Origin of the sequence: Rahnella sp. BCC 1045 (assembly GCF_019049615.1) — a bacterium.
GTDB classification, from domain to species: Bacteria; Pseudomonadota; Gammaproteobacteria; order Enterobacterales; family Enterobacteriaceae; genus Rahnella; species Rahnella contaminans.
In genome coordinates this window covers 1-14,808 of sequence record NZ_JAFMOZ010000113.1, presented here as the reverse complement: position 1 = coordinate 14,808, position 14,808 = coordinate 1, and the positions used below count along the sequence as shown (strand labels likewise).

The following is a 14,808-nucleotide window of genomic DNA, read 5'->3' as shown; positions in this document are numbered from 1 at the left end:
TCGCCGATCGTGTATCCCTAAATGTGGAGACATTTTCTGATCGCCGGGGCACATATATGTGGAAAGTTTTCCTGTAGATCCCGATTCAGACAGGGAACGGGCCGGTATGTTGAAATGATAACGGGATCACAAAGCCGTTTACGGTCAGTTAACGTGCAGTATGGACTTATATGTGGAAGAATTTTCTGATCGGCAGGGGAGAGCAGCGAGTATCTCAGACATTCCGGGCTGGAGATCTTCAGTCCGATAAGTGGAGTAATTTCCTGTAAAAAGCGAGCCGATCCAGCATGTTAAAAAAAGGATCCCGGAGTCGGTGGAAAATCATATGTGGAAGTTTTTCCTGATCGATGTTTTAGGATCCTCTTATAACAATTTGAAAGTAAAGGAATAAATAAGCCTTGTTTTTACTTTACGTCAGTATTTTTTATGTGGAATAATTTACCTACTTTCCACTTATGGATCCTGCTACATGGAACTGAATAAACTCACCGTAGTTCAGGGGAACGATCTTCTTGAAGGCGCCTACAGCGTTACTCTGGATGAAATGCGCTTGCTTAACCTGGCGCTGGCACAAATTGATAGCAGGAAACCTCAGCCGGACACGCTATATCGACTTTTCCCTCAGGATTACCAGCGGATCTACGGGGTAAACCCGACCAGCAGCCACCGCCAGTTGCGTGAAGCTGCAGAAAGCCTGATGAAAAAGCCGGTCACCATCTACAAACCGGATACGAAAACCGGAAAGGTGCGTACCGTTCAGCTTTCGTGGTTCTCGCGGCTGGAATACGTCAGCAGTGATGATCACAGCGCCGTTGTACTGAGATTTGGTCAGGACGTTGCACCGTATCTATATGAATTAAAAGAGTCTTTTACCAAACTCAATTTTGCTAATATCGCCAAACTGGATACGCCGTTCTCCGTGCGTCTGTATGGCTGGTTAATCAAAGCCAAGAACCTCTACGGCAGACGCAGCGGTAAAGCCATTGAAGTGACCCTGGATCTCAACTGGATGCGCGAGAAGGCCGGTCTGGCAGGCAAATACGAGGATTACCGTGACTTCCGCCAGAAGCTGCTTGAACCGACGATCAACCGGATCAACGCCAATACCGATATCTCTGTGGTCTGGGAGCCTGTGAAGCAGGGCAGAACCGTTGTTTCGATCAAGTTCGCGTATGTCGATGAGTCAGCGCCAGAAGCCAGTAAACCACTGCGCCCGCGCTTACCGCGCCGTCCGCGCGCAGTGGCAGGTTCGGCGCTGGAAGGCGAGTGGGCACGCCGCTGTATCACCATCTTCGAAGAGTATCGTGAGAAATTAAGCGCTTACGACGTTGAAGAAAAGGCGACGTTGCCGGATCTGCGCAAGCTTTCAGGCTGGTACAAGCTGATCGGCGAGAAGAGCAAACAAAAAGAGATCCTCTCTGAGGTCAGTTCCCGCAGTAAGAAAACCGCTGCCTGACAGTCCCGGCCGGAAAGCATTCCGAAATGAACGGCGTATCTTCGATGAGATACGCCGTTTTTCTTTGTACGGATCCGGAGGATTCCGACGTCCATAACAGTTAACTTACTGATTATCCTGACCTGAATGGTTAGTGAGTGCTTACTGGGTATGGGCAGGAAATCATTCCACATTACCCGTTTTGGCGGCTTTTTCAGCGTACTGCCCAAAAGCTATAAGCCATATTTTTTCGTTGTTAGACAAGGACAAACCCCAACCTTACTCTTCGTCATGTTTTGTAAACCTATTGCACACTTATTGATGAGGGATGTCACTTGGCTACGTTACTCACTTCTGCCCCCGCGCAATCCGTCTCCCGCGCGCGCCGCACCGCTTCTTTTAAAATCGCATTGCTGGCCAGCGCCGTGATGTTTTCTTCTTTATCCTTTGCGGACGATGTTCTTAAAGAAGGCATCACTCCGGCCACAGACGCCAGCCAGGTGCCTGCTGCCGCGAAACTGCGTACGGACACCGTGATCGCCGGGATCTCCGAACCGCAGGGCATTTTTAACCCTTACTTCTTCGTGAATGGCTGGGATGAAAACGTCACCAACGTGATCTTCGCCCGCCTGATTGACTGGGACAGTCAGGGCAAACTGGTTCCGGGTCTGGCGGAGAGCTGGACGGTCAGCCCGGACGGCAAAACGTATACCATCAAACTGCGTCCGAACCTCAAGTACAGCGACGGTTCAGCGCTGACGGCGGAAGACGTCGCGTTCACACTGACCGTGTTGTACGACCCGAAATATGACGGCGACACCGATATCACGCTGGCACACATTGCCGGCGGTGATGAATATAAGCAGGGCAAAGCGGACAGCGTCAGTGGTCTGAAAGTTATCGACCCGCTGACCCTTCAGGTGACAACCACGCAACCGGGCGCGACTACGCTGCAAAAAATCGGCGGGCCGGTGCTGTCGAAAGCCTATTACGGCAAAGATTATCAGCGTGGAAATCTCGATACACTGCGCACGCTGCACGGCAAACCGCTGGGTAACGGCCCGTATGTTTACGACAAATACATTCCGGGGCAGGAGATCCGTTTCCACGCCAACACAAACTATTACCGCGGTACGCCTCCGACGCCACGTTTCATTTATCGTGTCACCAATCCGTCGACGAACTTCCAGTTATTCCAGACCGGCGATACCGACTACGACGCTTTTACGTCACGCCCGGATGATATCGAACAGCTTAAACTGCTGGGTTTTGCGAACATCAACCTGTACGGATCCAGCGATTACAGCAAGATTGAGTTCAATCTTCATCGCCCGGTATTGCAGGATGTAAAAGTTCGTCAGGCGCTGATTTACGGTCTGGATCGCCAGAAACTGATCGACGTGGTGTATCAGGGCTACGGCTCCGTGGCTATCGAGCCGATCGCGCCAATCTCCTGGGCGTATAACACTGAAGGCGTGAATCCGTACAAATTCGATCCGGCGCAGGCCAGTAAATTACTGGATGAAGCGGGCTGGAAAACCGGCGCTGACGGCATTCGTGTGAAAGACGGCAAACGTCTGGAACTGACGCTGCTGGTGAGCAAAAAAGTACTGAACGACGCCCTGATCCCTATCGCCAAAGAGGACTACCAGAAGATTGGGGTGCTGCTGAAACCACAGGTTGTGGATTTCAACGCGCTGATGTCGCAACGTAAAGCGGGGAATTACGATCTGGCGTCATTCAGCACCAGCACGCTCAATGATCCGCACGACGGCGTCTGGGATTACTACAGCACAGAGGCCACGGAGCAGGGTTACAACAATCCGGAAGTGGATAAGCTGATCAACGAAGGTAATGCGACCCTCGACATCGAAAAACGTAAGCCGGTTTACCACGAACTGTACAAAGTTCTGGCGAACGATCCGCCGGTGATCCTGCTCGGCAACCGTAAAATTTTGTCGGCCAGCAGTGCCCGCGTGACCGGTTTCAAACCGGATATTTACAACGGCCTGACCGGCAGCCTGCCGGATGTCAAAATCGTCAAATAATCAGAAATCACGTTGCTGCCGGTTCTTACCGGCAGCTTCAATGAGAAAGTCATGAGAAATTTCATTCTGCGTCGTTTGCTTCAAACCATCCCGATGTTGTTCCTCGCTTCGCTGCTCATCTTTATGCTGTTTGCCAAAACGCCGGGCGATTTTATCGACGGCAATATTACCCTGACCGCTCAGCGTGCCGCCGAACTCAAAGCGTTATACGGCCTCGATCAGCCTCTGCTTAGCCGCTATCTGCACTGGCTGGGGAACCTGCTCCAGGGCGATCTGGGTTTTTCGCTGCAATATCAGATCCCGGTGAGTCAGTTGCTGAATCAGTACATCTGGAACTCCTTCCTGCTGGCGACTATCGCCATGGTGCTGTACTGGGGTATCGCGCTGGCGGTGGGTATTGTTTCTGCCATGAAACCCTATTCGCTGTTTGATCACGTCGTCAGCGTGGTGATATTCGCGGCGATGTCATTTCCGACGTTTTTCCTTTGCCTGCTGCTGATCAAATGGTTTGCGGTTGATCTCCACTGGTTGCCGGTTGGCGGCATGACCAATACCGGCAGTGACGCCACGGGTTGGGCCTGGGTGATGCAGGTCGCGGCGCACCTGGTATTACCGGTGATTGCGCTGGTGATGCTTCAGGCGGGCAGCCTGACGCGCTATTTCCGCGCCAGCATGCTGGACGTCGTACGCATGGATTTCATCCGTACCGCGCGCGCCAAAGGGCTGCGCGAGCGCACCGTCATCCTCAAACATGCGCTGCGGAACGCGCTGTTGCCAATTATCACGCTGTTAGGATTCGAGCTGCCGGGGCTGTTTTCCGGTGCGCTGATCACCGAAAAGGTCTTTAACTGGCCGGGCGCGGGGCACATTCATATTGATTCGCTGGCCGCGCGCGATTATCCGGTGCTGATGGGATTCACGCTGTTCCTGGCGGTTCTCACCATTCTGGGCAACCTGATTGCCGATGTGCTTTATGCGTGGGCTGACCCGCGTATTCGTGTGAGGTCGTGATGTTTGGATCATTATTTTCAACACACCGCCGGCTTCGTGAAGCGGGAATACCGGCGATGGCGCAGGTGACACCGTCACCGTGGCAGCAGGCCTGGAAATCGTTGCGACAGAACCGGCTGGCGATGTTTTGCCTCATCCTTCTGCTGGTCATGGCGGTCTGGTGCATAGTGGGCCCTTACTATTCGCCATGGCGCGATGACGCTACCGATGCACTGATGATTAATAAAGCGCCAAATGCCGATCACTGGCTGGGCACCGATTTTCTTGGGCGCGACGTTTATACGCGCCTGCTTCTGGCCGGGCGTATTTCGCTGATCATCGGCCTGCTTACCATGTTGCTCTCTGTGACACTCGGCTATCTGATGGGCGCGGTTTCGGGGTATCTGGGCGGCGTTGCTGACAAAATTATCATGCGTTTTGCCGATCTGGTGATGACCATTCCGAGCCTGCCGCTGCTGATTGTGATGGGCGCGATGCTCTCGGAACTGGATTTCTCGCCGGATTCGCGCGTCTACATGGTGATCGTGATGCTCAGTTTGCTGGAATGGCCGAAGCTGGCGCGTCTGGTGCGCGGGCAAATTCTGTCCCTGCGCGAGCGTGATTTTATGCTGGCGACGCAGGTGCTCGGGTTATCCGCGCGCCGACGTCTGTTCGGCCATCTGTTGCCCAATACCGTGCCCATTCTGGTAGTGATGGCGACGATGGCGGTGGCAAACGCCATTCTCAGTGAATCGGCGCTCAGCTATCTCGGGTTGGGCGTGGTGCCACCGACGCCTTCATGGGGAAACATGATGGACGCGGCCAACAGCCTGATCGACTTCCAGCGCCGTCCGTGGTTATGGATGCCACCGGGCGTGGCGATTTTTATCACCGTTATTGCGATTAACGTACTGGGCGATGGCCTGCGCGATGCGCTCGATCCCAAGATGAAACGGAGTAAAAAATGACAGAACCGTTGATCCGTTTTAATCAGCTTGCGCTGTCTTTTTCCAGCGATCAGGGGCGTGTGCGTGCAGTGCAGGACGTCACGTTTGACGTTCAGGCCGGGCAAACCGTCGGCATTGTGGGCGAATCCGGTTGCGGAAAAAGCGTCACGGCGATGTCGCTGATGGGATTACTGCCGCCACAGGCCGCGCGCATTGATGGCGGCGAAATCCTGTTTCAGGGGCGTGATTTACTGAAACTGCGCGCATCACAAATGGCGGATCTACGCGGCAACCAGCTGGCGATGATTTTCCAGGAACCGATGACCGCGCTCAATCCGGTGCTGACCATTGGTGAGCAGCTGGTTGAGCCGCTGATCCGCCATCTCGGGGAATCGCCAAAATCGGCCTGGGAAAAGGCAACGAAGATGATCACCGACGTTGGTCTGGCGCGCGCGGAAAGCCTGATGACCAGTTATCCGCACCAGCTTTCGGGTGGCATGTTACAGCGCATCATGATTGCGATGGCGCTCAGTTGTAAGCCGCAGTTGCTGATTGCGGACGAGCCGACCACCGCGCTGGACGTCACCGTGCAGGCGCAGATCTTACGGCTGTTACGCGATCAGGCGCGGCAAAATCACATGGCGCTGATGCTCATTACGCATGATTTGGGTGTGATCGCGCAGATGGCCGATCACGTGGTGGTGATGTACGCCGGGAAAATTGTTGAGCAGGGCGCAACGGCGGAGGTACTGCGCAATCCGCTGCATCCGTACACCCAGGGGTTGATCGCGTCGCGGCCCACGCCGGGCGAGCGTCGCCGGCGGTTGTATTCCATTCCCGGTCAGGTGCCGGATCTGGCTGCGCTGCCGCCGTACTGTGCTTTTACCGAGCGTTGTGAACGTGCCACCGACCGCTGTCGTCAGGGGATCCCACCGCTGGAAGGGCGGTCGCGGCAGGCGGCCTGTTTTTACAGCGGGCTGAGTCCGGCAAATGAAATGACGCAGAAGGAGTTGCAGCCATGAGTGCTGAAAATCTGATGAGTACTGACTACCTGATAGAAGTGGATGGCCTGAAGAAACACTTTCCGATCCGCGACGGCGTATTCGGGCAGGAAACCGGCCAGCTGCGCGCGGTAGATGGTGTCAGTTTTAACATCCGCAAAGGCACTATTTTCGGGCTGGTGGGCGAATCCGGCAGCGGCAAAACCACCGTCGGCAGAACGCTTCTCGGGTTGTACGACAAAACGGCGGGCAGCGTGAAGTTTCGTGGTGAAGACCTGCACCGGCTCAAGCCGAAACAGCTTAAAGCGCTGCGACCGAAAATCCAGCTGGTGTTTCAGGATCCCTACAGTTCGCTGAATCCGCGTATTCGTATTGGTGACGCGATCGGCGAAGCGATGCTGGAACATAAACTCTGCTCACGCGCTGAACTGCACGGCAAAGTGGTGGAAGTGATGAAAATCTGCGGGCTGTCGCCGCTGCATTACAACCGCTTTCCCCATGAGTTTTCCGGCGGGCAACGCCAGCGTATTGGCATTGCGCGGGCGCTGATCCTGCAACCGGAATTCATTATTGCCGATGAGCCGATCTCCGCGCTCGACGTCTCGATTCAGGCGCAGATCATCAATTTATTCTCGGATTTACGCGACGATCACGGTGTGACGTTTCTGTTTATCTCACATGATCTGGGCGTGGTGGAACATCTGTGCGACGACGTGGCGGTAATGTATCTGGGGCAACTGGTGGAAACCGCGAGCCGCGATGCTTTATTCCGCCAGCCTTTGCATCCGTACACGCAGGCGTTACTGGCCGCCGTGCCGACGCTTGATCCTGACAGTGAGCCGGTGGCAATGGTCAGCGGTGAAATTCCGGATCCGTCAAAACCGCCGTCCGGCTGCCGCTTCCATACCCGCTGCCCGCGCGCGACCGAACGTTGTCGCGCTGAAATTCCGTTACTGCGTGAAGTGGAAAGCGGCCACCGCGTCGCCTGCCATCTGGTGTAATTTCCGGCTCTTTCCCGCCGCGGCTGGCCTAGTCTTCCAGCATGCGGCGGGCTTCACTCTGCATTTTCTTCCCGACGTTTTGCGTCACTTCAATTACCTTTTGCGTCGCGGGTGAAAGAAATGCGCCTTCCCGCCAGGTAATGCCCACACGACGCGGCATCATCAGTTGATCGTTATCAATCCGGATCAGGCGGGAGATAAACTCTTCCTCGACCAGAATGTTTTCAGAAAGAAAACTGAGCAGGCCACTTTTGGCGATCAGACCGGGCACTGACGCCAGCGAGCTGATTTCCACTTTAACGTCCGGCAGCGGGCAATGATTTTCATAGAACATCTTGTCCAGCCACTGGCGCATCGACACGGTTTTGGCCGGTAAAATCCAGCCGTAACGGCTCATGTCGCGCAGCGAAACCGGCCTGCCCGCCAGCGGATGGTCGCGTGACGCCGCGACGACCACGCGATCGGCGGTAACCGGCACCTGAACCACCGGGCTTTCATAGTTCACCAGCGGCCCGATAATAATGTCGATGACGTGGCGCTCCATCAGCGTAAACAGCACGTCGTTCATGCCGATCTGGATTTCCAGTTTTACGTTGGGAACCTGTAATTGCAGCGTTTTGCAGATTTCCGGCAGTAAAAATTGTGTCGCGGAACCCGACACGCCGACACGCACAATCCCGCCCGCGCCGCTGCTCAGTTCCGTCATAACTTCTGCCATCTCATGATAGGAATTTTGCAGCGCCAAGCCCCGCTGATAAAGAATGCGACCCGCCTCGGTCAGCTCCAGACCCCGGCCGGCTCTTTTAAACAATTTAATGCCGAGTTCTTTCTCCAAACGGGTGATGGATTTCGATAGCGCGGGCTGCGTAATATTTAAATTTTGTGACGCAAGTCTCAAATTTATCATCTCCGCAGCGGTGACGAAATAATCTAAGTCCCTGTTATTAATCATACATTCCTGAAATTCATCGATTTGGTAAAAAAATATAGTAGAAGGCATGAGAGGCGCGGTCAATAATCTCGCGATCTTTGCAGGGGCGTGAGCGTCTCCGCAATCTGAACGCCAGTGAATTCACCTGTTTTATGTAAAATAAGAAACTAAGCGCATCTATGAAAATTGTTAATTTCACCCTCAGTAAAGAACACACCAAAAGCTTCGGCATCTTCCAGACAGACGGCATTATTGATGTCGGCCGTCACTCAGGTTGCCGGGATATTAACGAATTCATGGCGCATCATCAGCTTGACGAATTGCAGCGCTATGCGCAGCTTCCGGCCGATCTTCAGCTGAGCGACATCAGCTTTCTGCCGGTGATTGACCGTCCGGGCAAAATCTTCGGCGTCGGCATGAACTACGCCGAAAAGCGCAAAGAGTTCAATGAAACCAGCGACGCGCCGACGTTATTTGTCCGCTTCGCCGATTCGCAGGTTGGCCATAACGGCATCATTATCAAACCCGCCTCTTCCAGCCAGTTCGATTACGAAGGGGAACTGGCGATCATTATCGGCCGCACCGGCCGCAATATTCCGGCCGAAGATGCGCTGGATTTCATTGCGGGCTACAGCTGTTATATGGATGGCTCGGTGCGCGACTGGCAGCATAAGTGGTACACCGCCGGGAAAAACTGGCCTGCCACCGGCGCGTTCGGGCCGTGGCTGGTGACGCCGGATGAAGTGGGCGATCCGCAGAATCTGAGCATTAAAACCTGGCTGAACGACCGGCTGGTGCAAAACGACACCACGGCTAATATGGTGCATACCATTCCGCAGATGATTGCCTATATCAGCACGTTTACGCAGCTTTCGCCGGGGGATGTGATCATGACCGGTTCACCGGGCGGCGTGGGCAAAAGCCGCGTACCGCCGTTGTACCTGAACGCCAATGACACGATTGAAGTGGAAATTGAGAACATCGGTCGTTTGACTAATAAAATCCAGGCAGCAGCCAGCGCCGCCGCCTGAATTTAACGCACCTGACTGACCAGAGGCACCGATTTTCCGGTGTCTTTGTTTTTAACGACCATCAGATATGTCAGCGTAAATGACAGCCCCAGCGATAACACCACGCCCATTACGATATAAATGAAGTACGGACCGATGTAGGCGGGCAGGCTGAAAATGCTCGACAGAATATAGCCGTACAACCGCACCCCGAAGAATGCAATAAACGCCGACGCCACAGAACTGCTGATCGTGGTGGCGATAAACGCTTTTTTATAGCGTGTCAGCACGCCAAACAGCGCCGGTTCAGTGATCCCCAGCAGCCCGGAAATCGCCGCCGACAGCACGACTGATTTTTGCTCGCGGGTTTTCACATGGAAATAAATCGCGAAGGTCGAACCGGCAATCGCCATGTTGGCCATAAACATCATCGGCATCAGCATGTCCCAGCCCTGATCGGTGAAGTTCTGCAAGGCAATTGGCGTCATGGCGTGGTGCATTCCGGTGAGGATCGCCGCCGGGCGGATCGCGCCAACAATAAAACCGGCGAACACCGATGACACTTCAAACAGCCCCTGAATACCCAGCGCCAGCAGTTTACCGAGGTAAATTCCGGCCGGGCCAATCACCGTCAGTGAAACCAGCGCCGCAATAAATAACGTCAGCGTTGGCGTGAAAACGGTTTTCAGCACGTCCGGCATGATTTTGTCCACCCAGCGGTGAATGTAGCTCAGCGCCAGCACCGAGAAAATCACCGGAATCACGCTGGCCGAATAGTTAAATACCGAAACCGGCAAGATATCCATGAAATACAACGCCGTTGGCGCATCCGCAGTATGGCTGGCGAGCGCTTTTGCGGCGTCAATCAGCGTCGGATACATCAGACAGGCGGCGACTGCGGCAGCCAGATATTCATTGGTTTTGAAGATTCTCGCGGCAGAGACAGCGAGGAAGAACGGGAGAAAATAGAAAACGCCGCTGGCAATCAGATCGATGATCATCACGGTTTCACTTTTCGCCGAAATCACCTTGAGGGCGATTAAACCGGCCAGCAAACCTTTGATCATTCCCGCGCCCGCAATGGCCGGAACGATCGGGCCAAACACGCCGGACACCGTATCCATGAACATCGAGATCAGACTTTTGCGCGCATTTGTGGAAACATTTCCTGTTGGCTTTGACGCCGGATCCAGCTGCGAAACAATCGCTTCGTACCAGGTATTCACTTTCGGCCCGACAATAATCTGCACCTGACCGCTCTGGCTTTGCGCACCCAAAACGCCGGGCAGATTTTTTATCTCATCCCACGCCACTTTATTTTCGTCGGCTAAATCAAAACGCAGACGGGTCATGCAATGCCAGATTTTATTAATATTTTCTGCACCGCCGACGCCTTTAATAACGGACTGCATTATTTCTGTATTCACCCTGAACCCCGCGACGGAAATTGTATTTTTATTCTCAGATGGGAAGGGAGTGTAATGAGCGTGGTTTTTAAAAACAAACCAATAAAACAGGATCCCGGTCACACAATCCGCCCTCAAAGCCTGGTCAGACGGGGTTTTATGATAATTGGTCTGGTTTTTTTCAGTAAATGACCGTTCTTTCATACCAAAATAAATGCATGAAATTAAGGTTTACAGCCGGGCGTAAAATACGGTGAAATAACCGCAATACGAATATTCCCGCACTCTTTTCCTTAAAAGAGCTGAAGGCCATTATTAAGGATTTTCCATGAAACCTGTGCTGATTACGCATATTGAATGCCAGATAACGCGCCCCGATCGCCATAATCTGGTGGTCGTCAGAATTGAAACTGACTGCGGTGTTTTCGGCCTCGGCTGCGCCACATTCCAGCAGCGTCCGCTGGCGGTGAAACTGATGGTCGATGAATACCTCAAACCGCTGCTGTTAGGCCGCGATGCGAATCACATCGAAGATTTGTGGCAGATGATGATGGTGAACGCGTACTGGCGTAACGGGCCAGTGATCAACAACGCCATCGCAGGCATCGATATGGCGCTGTGGGATATCAAAGGCAAGCTGGCGAATATGCCGCTGTATCATTTATTCGGCGGTAAATCGAAAGATGCGGTCACCGCGTACAGCCACGCGGCGGGGGAAACGCTGGAAGATCTCTACGGCGAAGTGGATCGTCTTCTGGGCGAAGGTTATCGCCACATCCGTTGCCAGCTGGGCTTTTACGGTGGCAACGCGCGCGATTTCCACACCACGCGCGAACCGGCGGCGGGCGCGTATTACGATCAGGATCAGTACATGGATAACACGCTCGCCATGTTTAAAGCGCTGCGTGAAAGGTACGGCAATCAGTTCCACATTCTGCACGACGTTCATGAGCGCCTGTTCCCGCAACAGGCGGTGCAGTTTGCCAAAGCGGTGGAACAATACCGGCCTTACTTTATTGAAGATATTTTGCCGCCCGATCAGAACGAGTGGCTGGCGCAGATCCGCAGCCAGACCGCCGTGCCGCTGGCAACCGGCGAATTATTCAATAATCCGGCGGAATGGAAGGATCTGATCATTAATCGCAGGATCGACTTTATACGCTGTCACGTTTCACAAATCGGCGGTATCACACCGGCTTTAAAACTGGCGCATTTTTGCCAGAGTTTTGGCGTGCGTCTGGCCTGGCATTGCCCGCCGGACATGACGCCGGTCGGCGCGGCGGTGAATACGCACCTGAATATTCATCTGCATAATGCGGCTATTCAGGAATTTGTCGCGTATCCGGCCAATACGCAGCAGGTTTTCCCCGGCGCACAGGCCCCGGAGAACGGGTATTTTTATCCGTGTGAAGAAGCCGGGATCGGCGTGGATTTCAACAGCGAGGCGGCGAATGAATTTCCGGTGGTGTATCGCCCGCATGAATGGACGCAAAGCCGCCTGCCCGACGGCGCGATCCACACGCCTTAAGTCTGACGAAACGCCAGATTATCCTGATTAAACGGGATGACGTAAGTACATGAATAATCGATGTCGAGGATATCGCTGAACGCGTAAACGCGGCCGCCCTGCAAAATCCCTCTGTTGGTGATCTGCATGGCGGCGATGCCTTTCTTGCAGCCCAGCAGCTGCGCCTGCTCTTTGCTGACGCTGACCGCCTGATAACGGGTGAGGGAATGCGAAATCGCGAAGCCTTTATTCAGAACGTATTGCTGAATGGAATGCTCGATCGTTTTCTGATTCAGATCCGAAAAACCTTCGGCGGGCATCCGCGAATACTCAATCTGTACGTTGCGCTGGCTGATGCGTCGCAGACGAGTAAACGCCCAGATAAAATCATCCGCGGTTATATCGAAAACCTGCTGTTCTTCGCGGTCAGGCCGCCGCTTATGTAACTCCAGCATTTTGAAACTGATTTCGGTGAATTTCTTCTCGGTAATCGAGTTGTATACCAGCGGATTACTGCTGACGCCCGCATTGATATAAATCCCCGAGCCTTGCACGATGCGGACCGCACCGATACTCACCAGTTTTTCCAGCGCCTTGCGCACGGTAAACCGCGAAACCCCGTATTCTTCCGCCAGCTGGCGTTCCGGTGGCAGCTTTTCCGGCAACGATCCGCTGTTCTGATAAATTTTGCTCAGTAAATCCTGAGCGATAAATTCACTTTTTTTCATGGGCGTCTGGCTTATTTGAGACAGGGAGATCGGGAACGCATTGAAACATACGACAGGCAGAAAGGGCAAATTACAGCCTGAAGGCTGTATTAGATTTTTACAGCTTACAGGGTGTAGAGGATATTTTAATATTATCCGCTTTAGAGGATAGAAATTGATTTATCCCTTACAGGGGATATACTGAAAATATCCGCCAGGGAGGATAATATGAATATAACTTCAACAAAAATGTTGGCCAATGCACTGCGGAATGAGCGTAAAAAGCGCAAACTGAGCCAGAGTAAAACCGCTGAGACAATAGGCCTGAAACAGTCCACGGTTTCTGAATTTGAAAATTACCCGGATGGAACGCGGTTGGAAACACTGTTTAAACTGCTCGCTGCGCTGGATTTAGAGCTGCAGATAGCACCAAGAAACAGTGATCCACAGGACAAAACGTCGTGGGATCAGGAGTGGTAATACATGGATAAGTTAACGCTCGCGTTAAATGGCATTACGGTGGGGACGTTAGAGAAAGCCAGTGGCGGTGAAATGTCATTTGTGTATCACGAAAGCTGGCTGAACCGGGCGGGAGCTCGTGCTATTTCGTTATCGCTTCCGCTGCAAACTGCAAAGTTTCGTGGTGCCGTGGTATACAACTTTTTTGATAACCTTCTCCCCGATAATGAGCAAATCCGAAGCCGTATTCAGGCGCGTTTTGCCATTCCGACGAAGCAGCCTTTCGATTTGCTTTCTCGCATTGGGGGCGATTGTGTCGGTGCAGTTCAGTTGTATCCGGAGAACAGCCAGGTCACGCCGGTAACTGAAATTCATGCCCAACCGCTAAGCGATGAAGAAGTGGAACATCTTCTTCAGGGCTATAAAGAAGCCCCTTTGGGCATGGAAGCGGAAGTCGATGACTTTCGTATTTCGCTGGCCGGAGCTCAGGAAAAAACAGCCCTGTTATGGTATCGCGACCAGTGGCATCGTCCGCAGGGGAGCACGCCGACGAGCCATATTCTTAAACTTCCCATTGGCTATATAGCAAACAATGGAATCGATTTAAGCGAAAGTGTTGAAAATGAATGGCTGTGCCTGAAGATAGCCGAAAAGTTTGGATTCCCGGTTGCACGGTCTGAGATTGCCAGTTTTGGCGCTCAGAAGGTTTTGGTCGTTGAGCGTTTTGACCGCCGCTGGTCACAGGATGGTTCCTGGCTGATGCGGTTGCCGCAGGAAGATTTCTGTCAGGCGCTGGGCGTGGCTCCGGCGCTGAAATACCAGTCTGATGGTGGTCCGGGCATCGCGGCGGCAATGAAACTTCTGCTTGGATCACAGCAGGTTTTACGTGATCGGGAACTGTTTTTTAAGAGTCAGATTCTGTTCTGGATGCTCGCTGCCATTGACGGTCATGCGAAGAACTTTAGCGTGTATATTGAACCCGGAAGCGCATACCGGATGACGCCACTGTATGACGTGATGTCTGCTTTCCCGCTTATGCATCCGCAAGGTATACCGGCGAAAAAAGCCAAAATGGCGATGGCTGTTCTGGGGAAAAACCGGCATTTTCACTGGGACAGGATCCTTCCCCGGCATTTTGGCACAACGGCGCAGCGGGTCGATTTTCCGCAAGAGAGTGTGGTCCGTATGATGGCGGAAATGAAAGAAAAAACTCCGCAGGTGATTAAGGACGTCGCGGCTTTATTGCCCGCCGGTTTTCCTGTAAAAATCAGCGAAGCAATATTCGCAGGATTAAAGAGTCAGGCATCAAGGCTTCCCTGAACACCCCATAAACATCCCCAAACAAAAAAGCCCGCCAGTTCACACC

13 protein-coding genes are annotated in these 14,808 nt (G+C 53.2%); 10 read left to right on the top strand and 3 right to left on the bottom strand.

The window, feature by feature from the left end; translation table 11 throughout:
- Positions 1–469: 469 nt before the first annotated feature.
- The 6 genes from J1782_RS07365 to J1782_RS07340 all read left to right on the top strand — a co-directional run bounded on the left by J1782_RS07365 (position 470) and on the right by J1782_RS07340 (position 7,422).
- Positions 470–1,456, top strand: a complete 987-nt coding sequence (locus tag J1782_RS07365; RefSeq protein ID WP_104925214.1) for a replication initiation protein — start codon at positions 470–472, stop codon at positions 1,454–1,456.
- A gap of 407 nt (positions 1,457–1,863) precedes the next feature.
- Complete coding sequence (locus tag J1782_RS07360; protein ID WP_244370450.1) at positions 1,864–3,483, top strand: ABC transporter substrate-binding protein; 1,620 nt, start codon at positions 1,864–1,866, stop codon at positions 3,481–3,483.
- 51 nt (positions 3,484–3,534) lie between these two features.
- Positions 3,535–4,494 carry an ABC transporter permease gene (locus J1782_RS07355; RefSeq protein WP_152326710.1) on the top strand — a complete coding sequence of 320 codons (960 nt, stop codon included), beginning with the start codon at positions 3,535–3,537 and terminating at the stop codon, positions 4,492–4,494.
- Positions 4,494–5,441 carry an oligopeptide ABC transporter permease gene (opp4C, locus tag J1782_RS07350; protein ID WP_165059889.1) on the top strand — a complete coding sequence of 316 codons (948 nt, stop codon included), beginning with the start codon at positions 4,494–4,496 and terminating at the stop codon, positions 5,439–5,441. The genes J1782_RS07355 and opp4C overlap by 1 nt, the downstream gene beginning before the upstream one ends.
- Positions 5,438–6,442 carry an ABC transporter ATP-binding protein gene (locus J1782_RS07345; protein WP_217152783.1) on the top strand — a complete coding sequence of 335 codons (1,005 nt, stop codon included), beginning with the start codon at positions 5,438–5,440 and terminating at the stop codon, positions 6,440–6,442. Before opp4C ends, J1782_RS07345 begins: the two co-directional genes overlap by 4 nt.
- A 14-nt stretch (positions 6,443–6,456) precedes the next feature.
- Entirely contained in the window at positions 6,457–7,422 is a 966-nt protein-coding gene (locus J1782_RS07340; protein WP_152326818.1) for an ABC transporter ATP-binding protein, read from the top strand.
- A gap of 28 nt (positions 7,423–7,450) precedes the next feature.
- Here the strand turns inward: J1782_RS07340 and J1782_RS07335 are convergent, their stop codons facing one another.
- Positions 7,451–8,374, bottom strand: coding sequence for a LysR family transcriptional regulator (locus J1782_RS07335; RefSeq protein WP_165059887.1), 924 nt, complete (start codon positions 8,372–8,374; stop codon positions 7,451–7,453).
- 158 nt (positions 8,375–8,532) lie between these two features.
- Between J1782_RS07335 and J1782_RS07330 the strand changes: the two genes are divergently transcribed.
- Positions 8,533–9,384 (top strand): fumarylacetoacetate hydrolase family protein, encoded by an 852-nt coding sequence (locus tag J1782_RS07330; RefSeq protein ID WP_208950722.1) that lies wholly within the window; start codon positions 8,533–8,535, stop codon positions 9,382–9,384.
- 2 nt (positions 9,385–9,386) lie between these two features.
- Here the strand turns inward: J1782_RS07330 and J1782_RS07325 are convergent, their stop codons facing one another.
- The gene (locus J1782_RS07325) at positions 9,387–10,775 is read right to left on the bottom strand and encodes a PTS transporter subunit EIIC (protein WP_217152801.1); all 1,389 of its coding nucleotides are present in this window, start codon (positions 10,773–10,775) and stop codon (positions 9,387–9,389) included.
- Positions 10,776–11,097: 322 nt separating this feature from the next.
- Between J1782_RS07325 and J1782_RS07320 the strand changes: the two genes are divergently transcribed.
- On the top strand, positions 11,098–12,297 hold the full coding sequence (locus J1782_RS07320; protein ID WP_217152782.1) for an enolase C-terminal domain-like protein: 1,200 nt from the start codon (positions 11,098–11,100) through the stop codon (positions 12,295–12,297).
- Here J1782_RS07320 and J1782_RS07315 read toward each other — a convergent pair.
- The gene (locus J1782_RS07315) at positions 12,294–13,004 is read right to left on the bottom strand and encodes a GntR family transcriptional regulator (RefSeq protein WP_152326716.1); all 711 of its coding nucleotides are present in this window, start codon (positions 13,002–13,004) and stop codon (positions 12,294–12,296) included. The two genes, J1782_RS07320 and J1782_RS07315, sit on opposite strands and share 4 nt — an antisense overlap.
- A gap of 207 nt (positions 13,005–13,211) precedes the next feature.
- Between J1782_RS07315 and J1782_RS07310 the strand changes: the two genes are divergently transcribed.
- A complete protein-coding gene (locus tag J1782_RS07310) occupies positions 13,212–13,463 on the top strand; it encodes a helix-turn-helix domain-containing protein (RefSeq protein ID WP_217152781.1) in 252 nt (83 codons plus the stop codon).
- A 3-nt stretch (positions 13,464–13,466) separates the two neighbouring features.
- The gene (locus J1782_RS07305; protein ID WP_165059884.1) at positions 13,467–14,762 is read left to right on the top strand and encodes a type II toxin-antitoxin system HipA family toxin; all 1,296 of its coding nucleotides are present in this window, start codon (positions 13,467–13,469) and stop codon (positions 14,760–14,762) included.
- Positions 14,763–14,808 lie beyond the last annotated feature (46 nt).

Bases quoted from the DNA above. Each gene is read 5' to 3' on its own strand.
- J1782_RS07365 (WP_104925214.1), top strand. From the start codon at position 470: ATGGAACTGAATAAACTCACCGTAGTTCAGGGGAACGATCTTCTTGAA.
- J1782_RS07360 (WP_244370450.1), top strand. From the start codon at position 1,864: ATGTTTTCTTCTTTATCCTTTGCGGACGATGTTCTTAAAGAAGGCATC.
- J1782_RS07355 (WP_152326710.1), top strand. From the start codon at position 3,535: ATGAGAAATTTCATTCTGCGTCGTTTGCTTCAAACCATCCCGATGTTG.
- opp4C (WP_165059889.1), top strand. From the start codon at position 4,494: ATGTTTGGATCATTATTTTCAACACACCGCCGGCTTCGTGAAGCGGGA.
- J1782_RS07345 (WP_217152783.1), top strand. From the start codon at position 5,438: ATGACAGAACCGTTGATCCGTTTTAATCAGCTTGCGCTGTCTTTTTCC.
- J1782_RS07340 (WP_152326818.1), top strand. From the start codon at position 6,457: ATGAGTACTGACTACCTGATAGAAGTGGATGGCCTGAAGAAACACTTT.
- J1782_RS07335 (WP_165059887.1), bottom strand. From the start codon at position 8,374: ATGATTAATAACAGGGACTTAGATTATTTCGTCACCGCTGCGGAGATG.
- J1782_RS07330 (WP_208950722.1), top strand. From the start codon at position 8,533: ATGAAAATTGTTAATTTCACCCTCAGTAAAGAACACACCAAAAGCTTC.
- J1782_RS07325 (WP_217152801.1), bottom strand. From the start codon at position 10,775: ATGCAGTCCGTTATTAAAGGCGTCGGCGGTGCAGAAAATATTAATAAA.
- J1782_RS07320 (WP_217152782.1), top strand. From the start codon at position 11,098: ATGAAACCTGTGCTGATTACGCATATTGAATGCCAGATAACGCGCCCC.
- J1782_RS07315 (WP_152326716.1), bottom strand. From the start codon at position 13,004: ATGAAAAAAAGTGAATTTATCGCTCAGGATTTACTGAGCAAAATTTAT.
- J1782_RS07310 (WP_217152781.1), top strand. From the start codon at position 13,212: ATGAATATAACTTCAACAAAAATGTTGGCCAATGCACTGCGGAATGAG.
- J1782_RS07305 (WP_165059884.1), top strand. From the start codon at position 13,467: ATGGATAAGTTAACGCTCGCGTTAAATGGCATTACGGTGGGGACGTTA.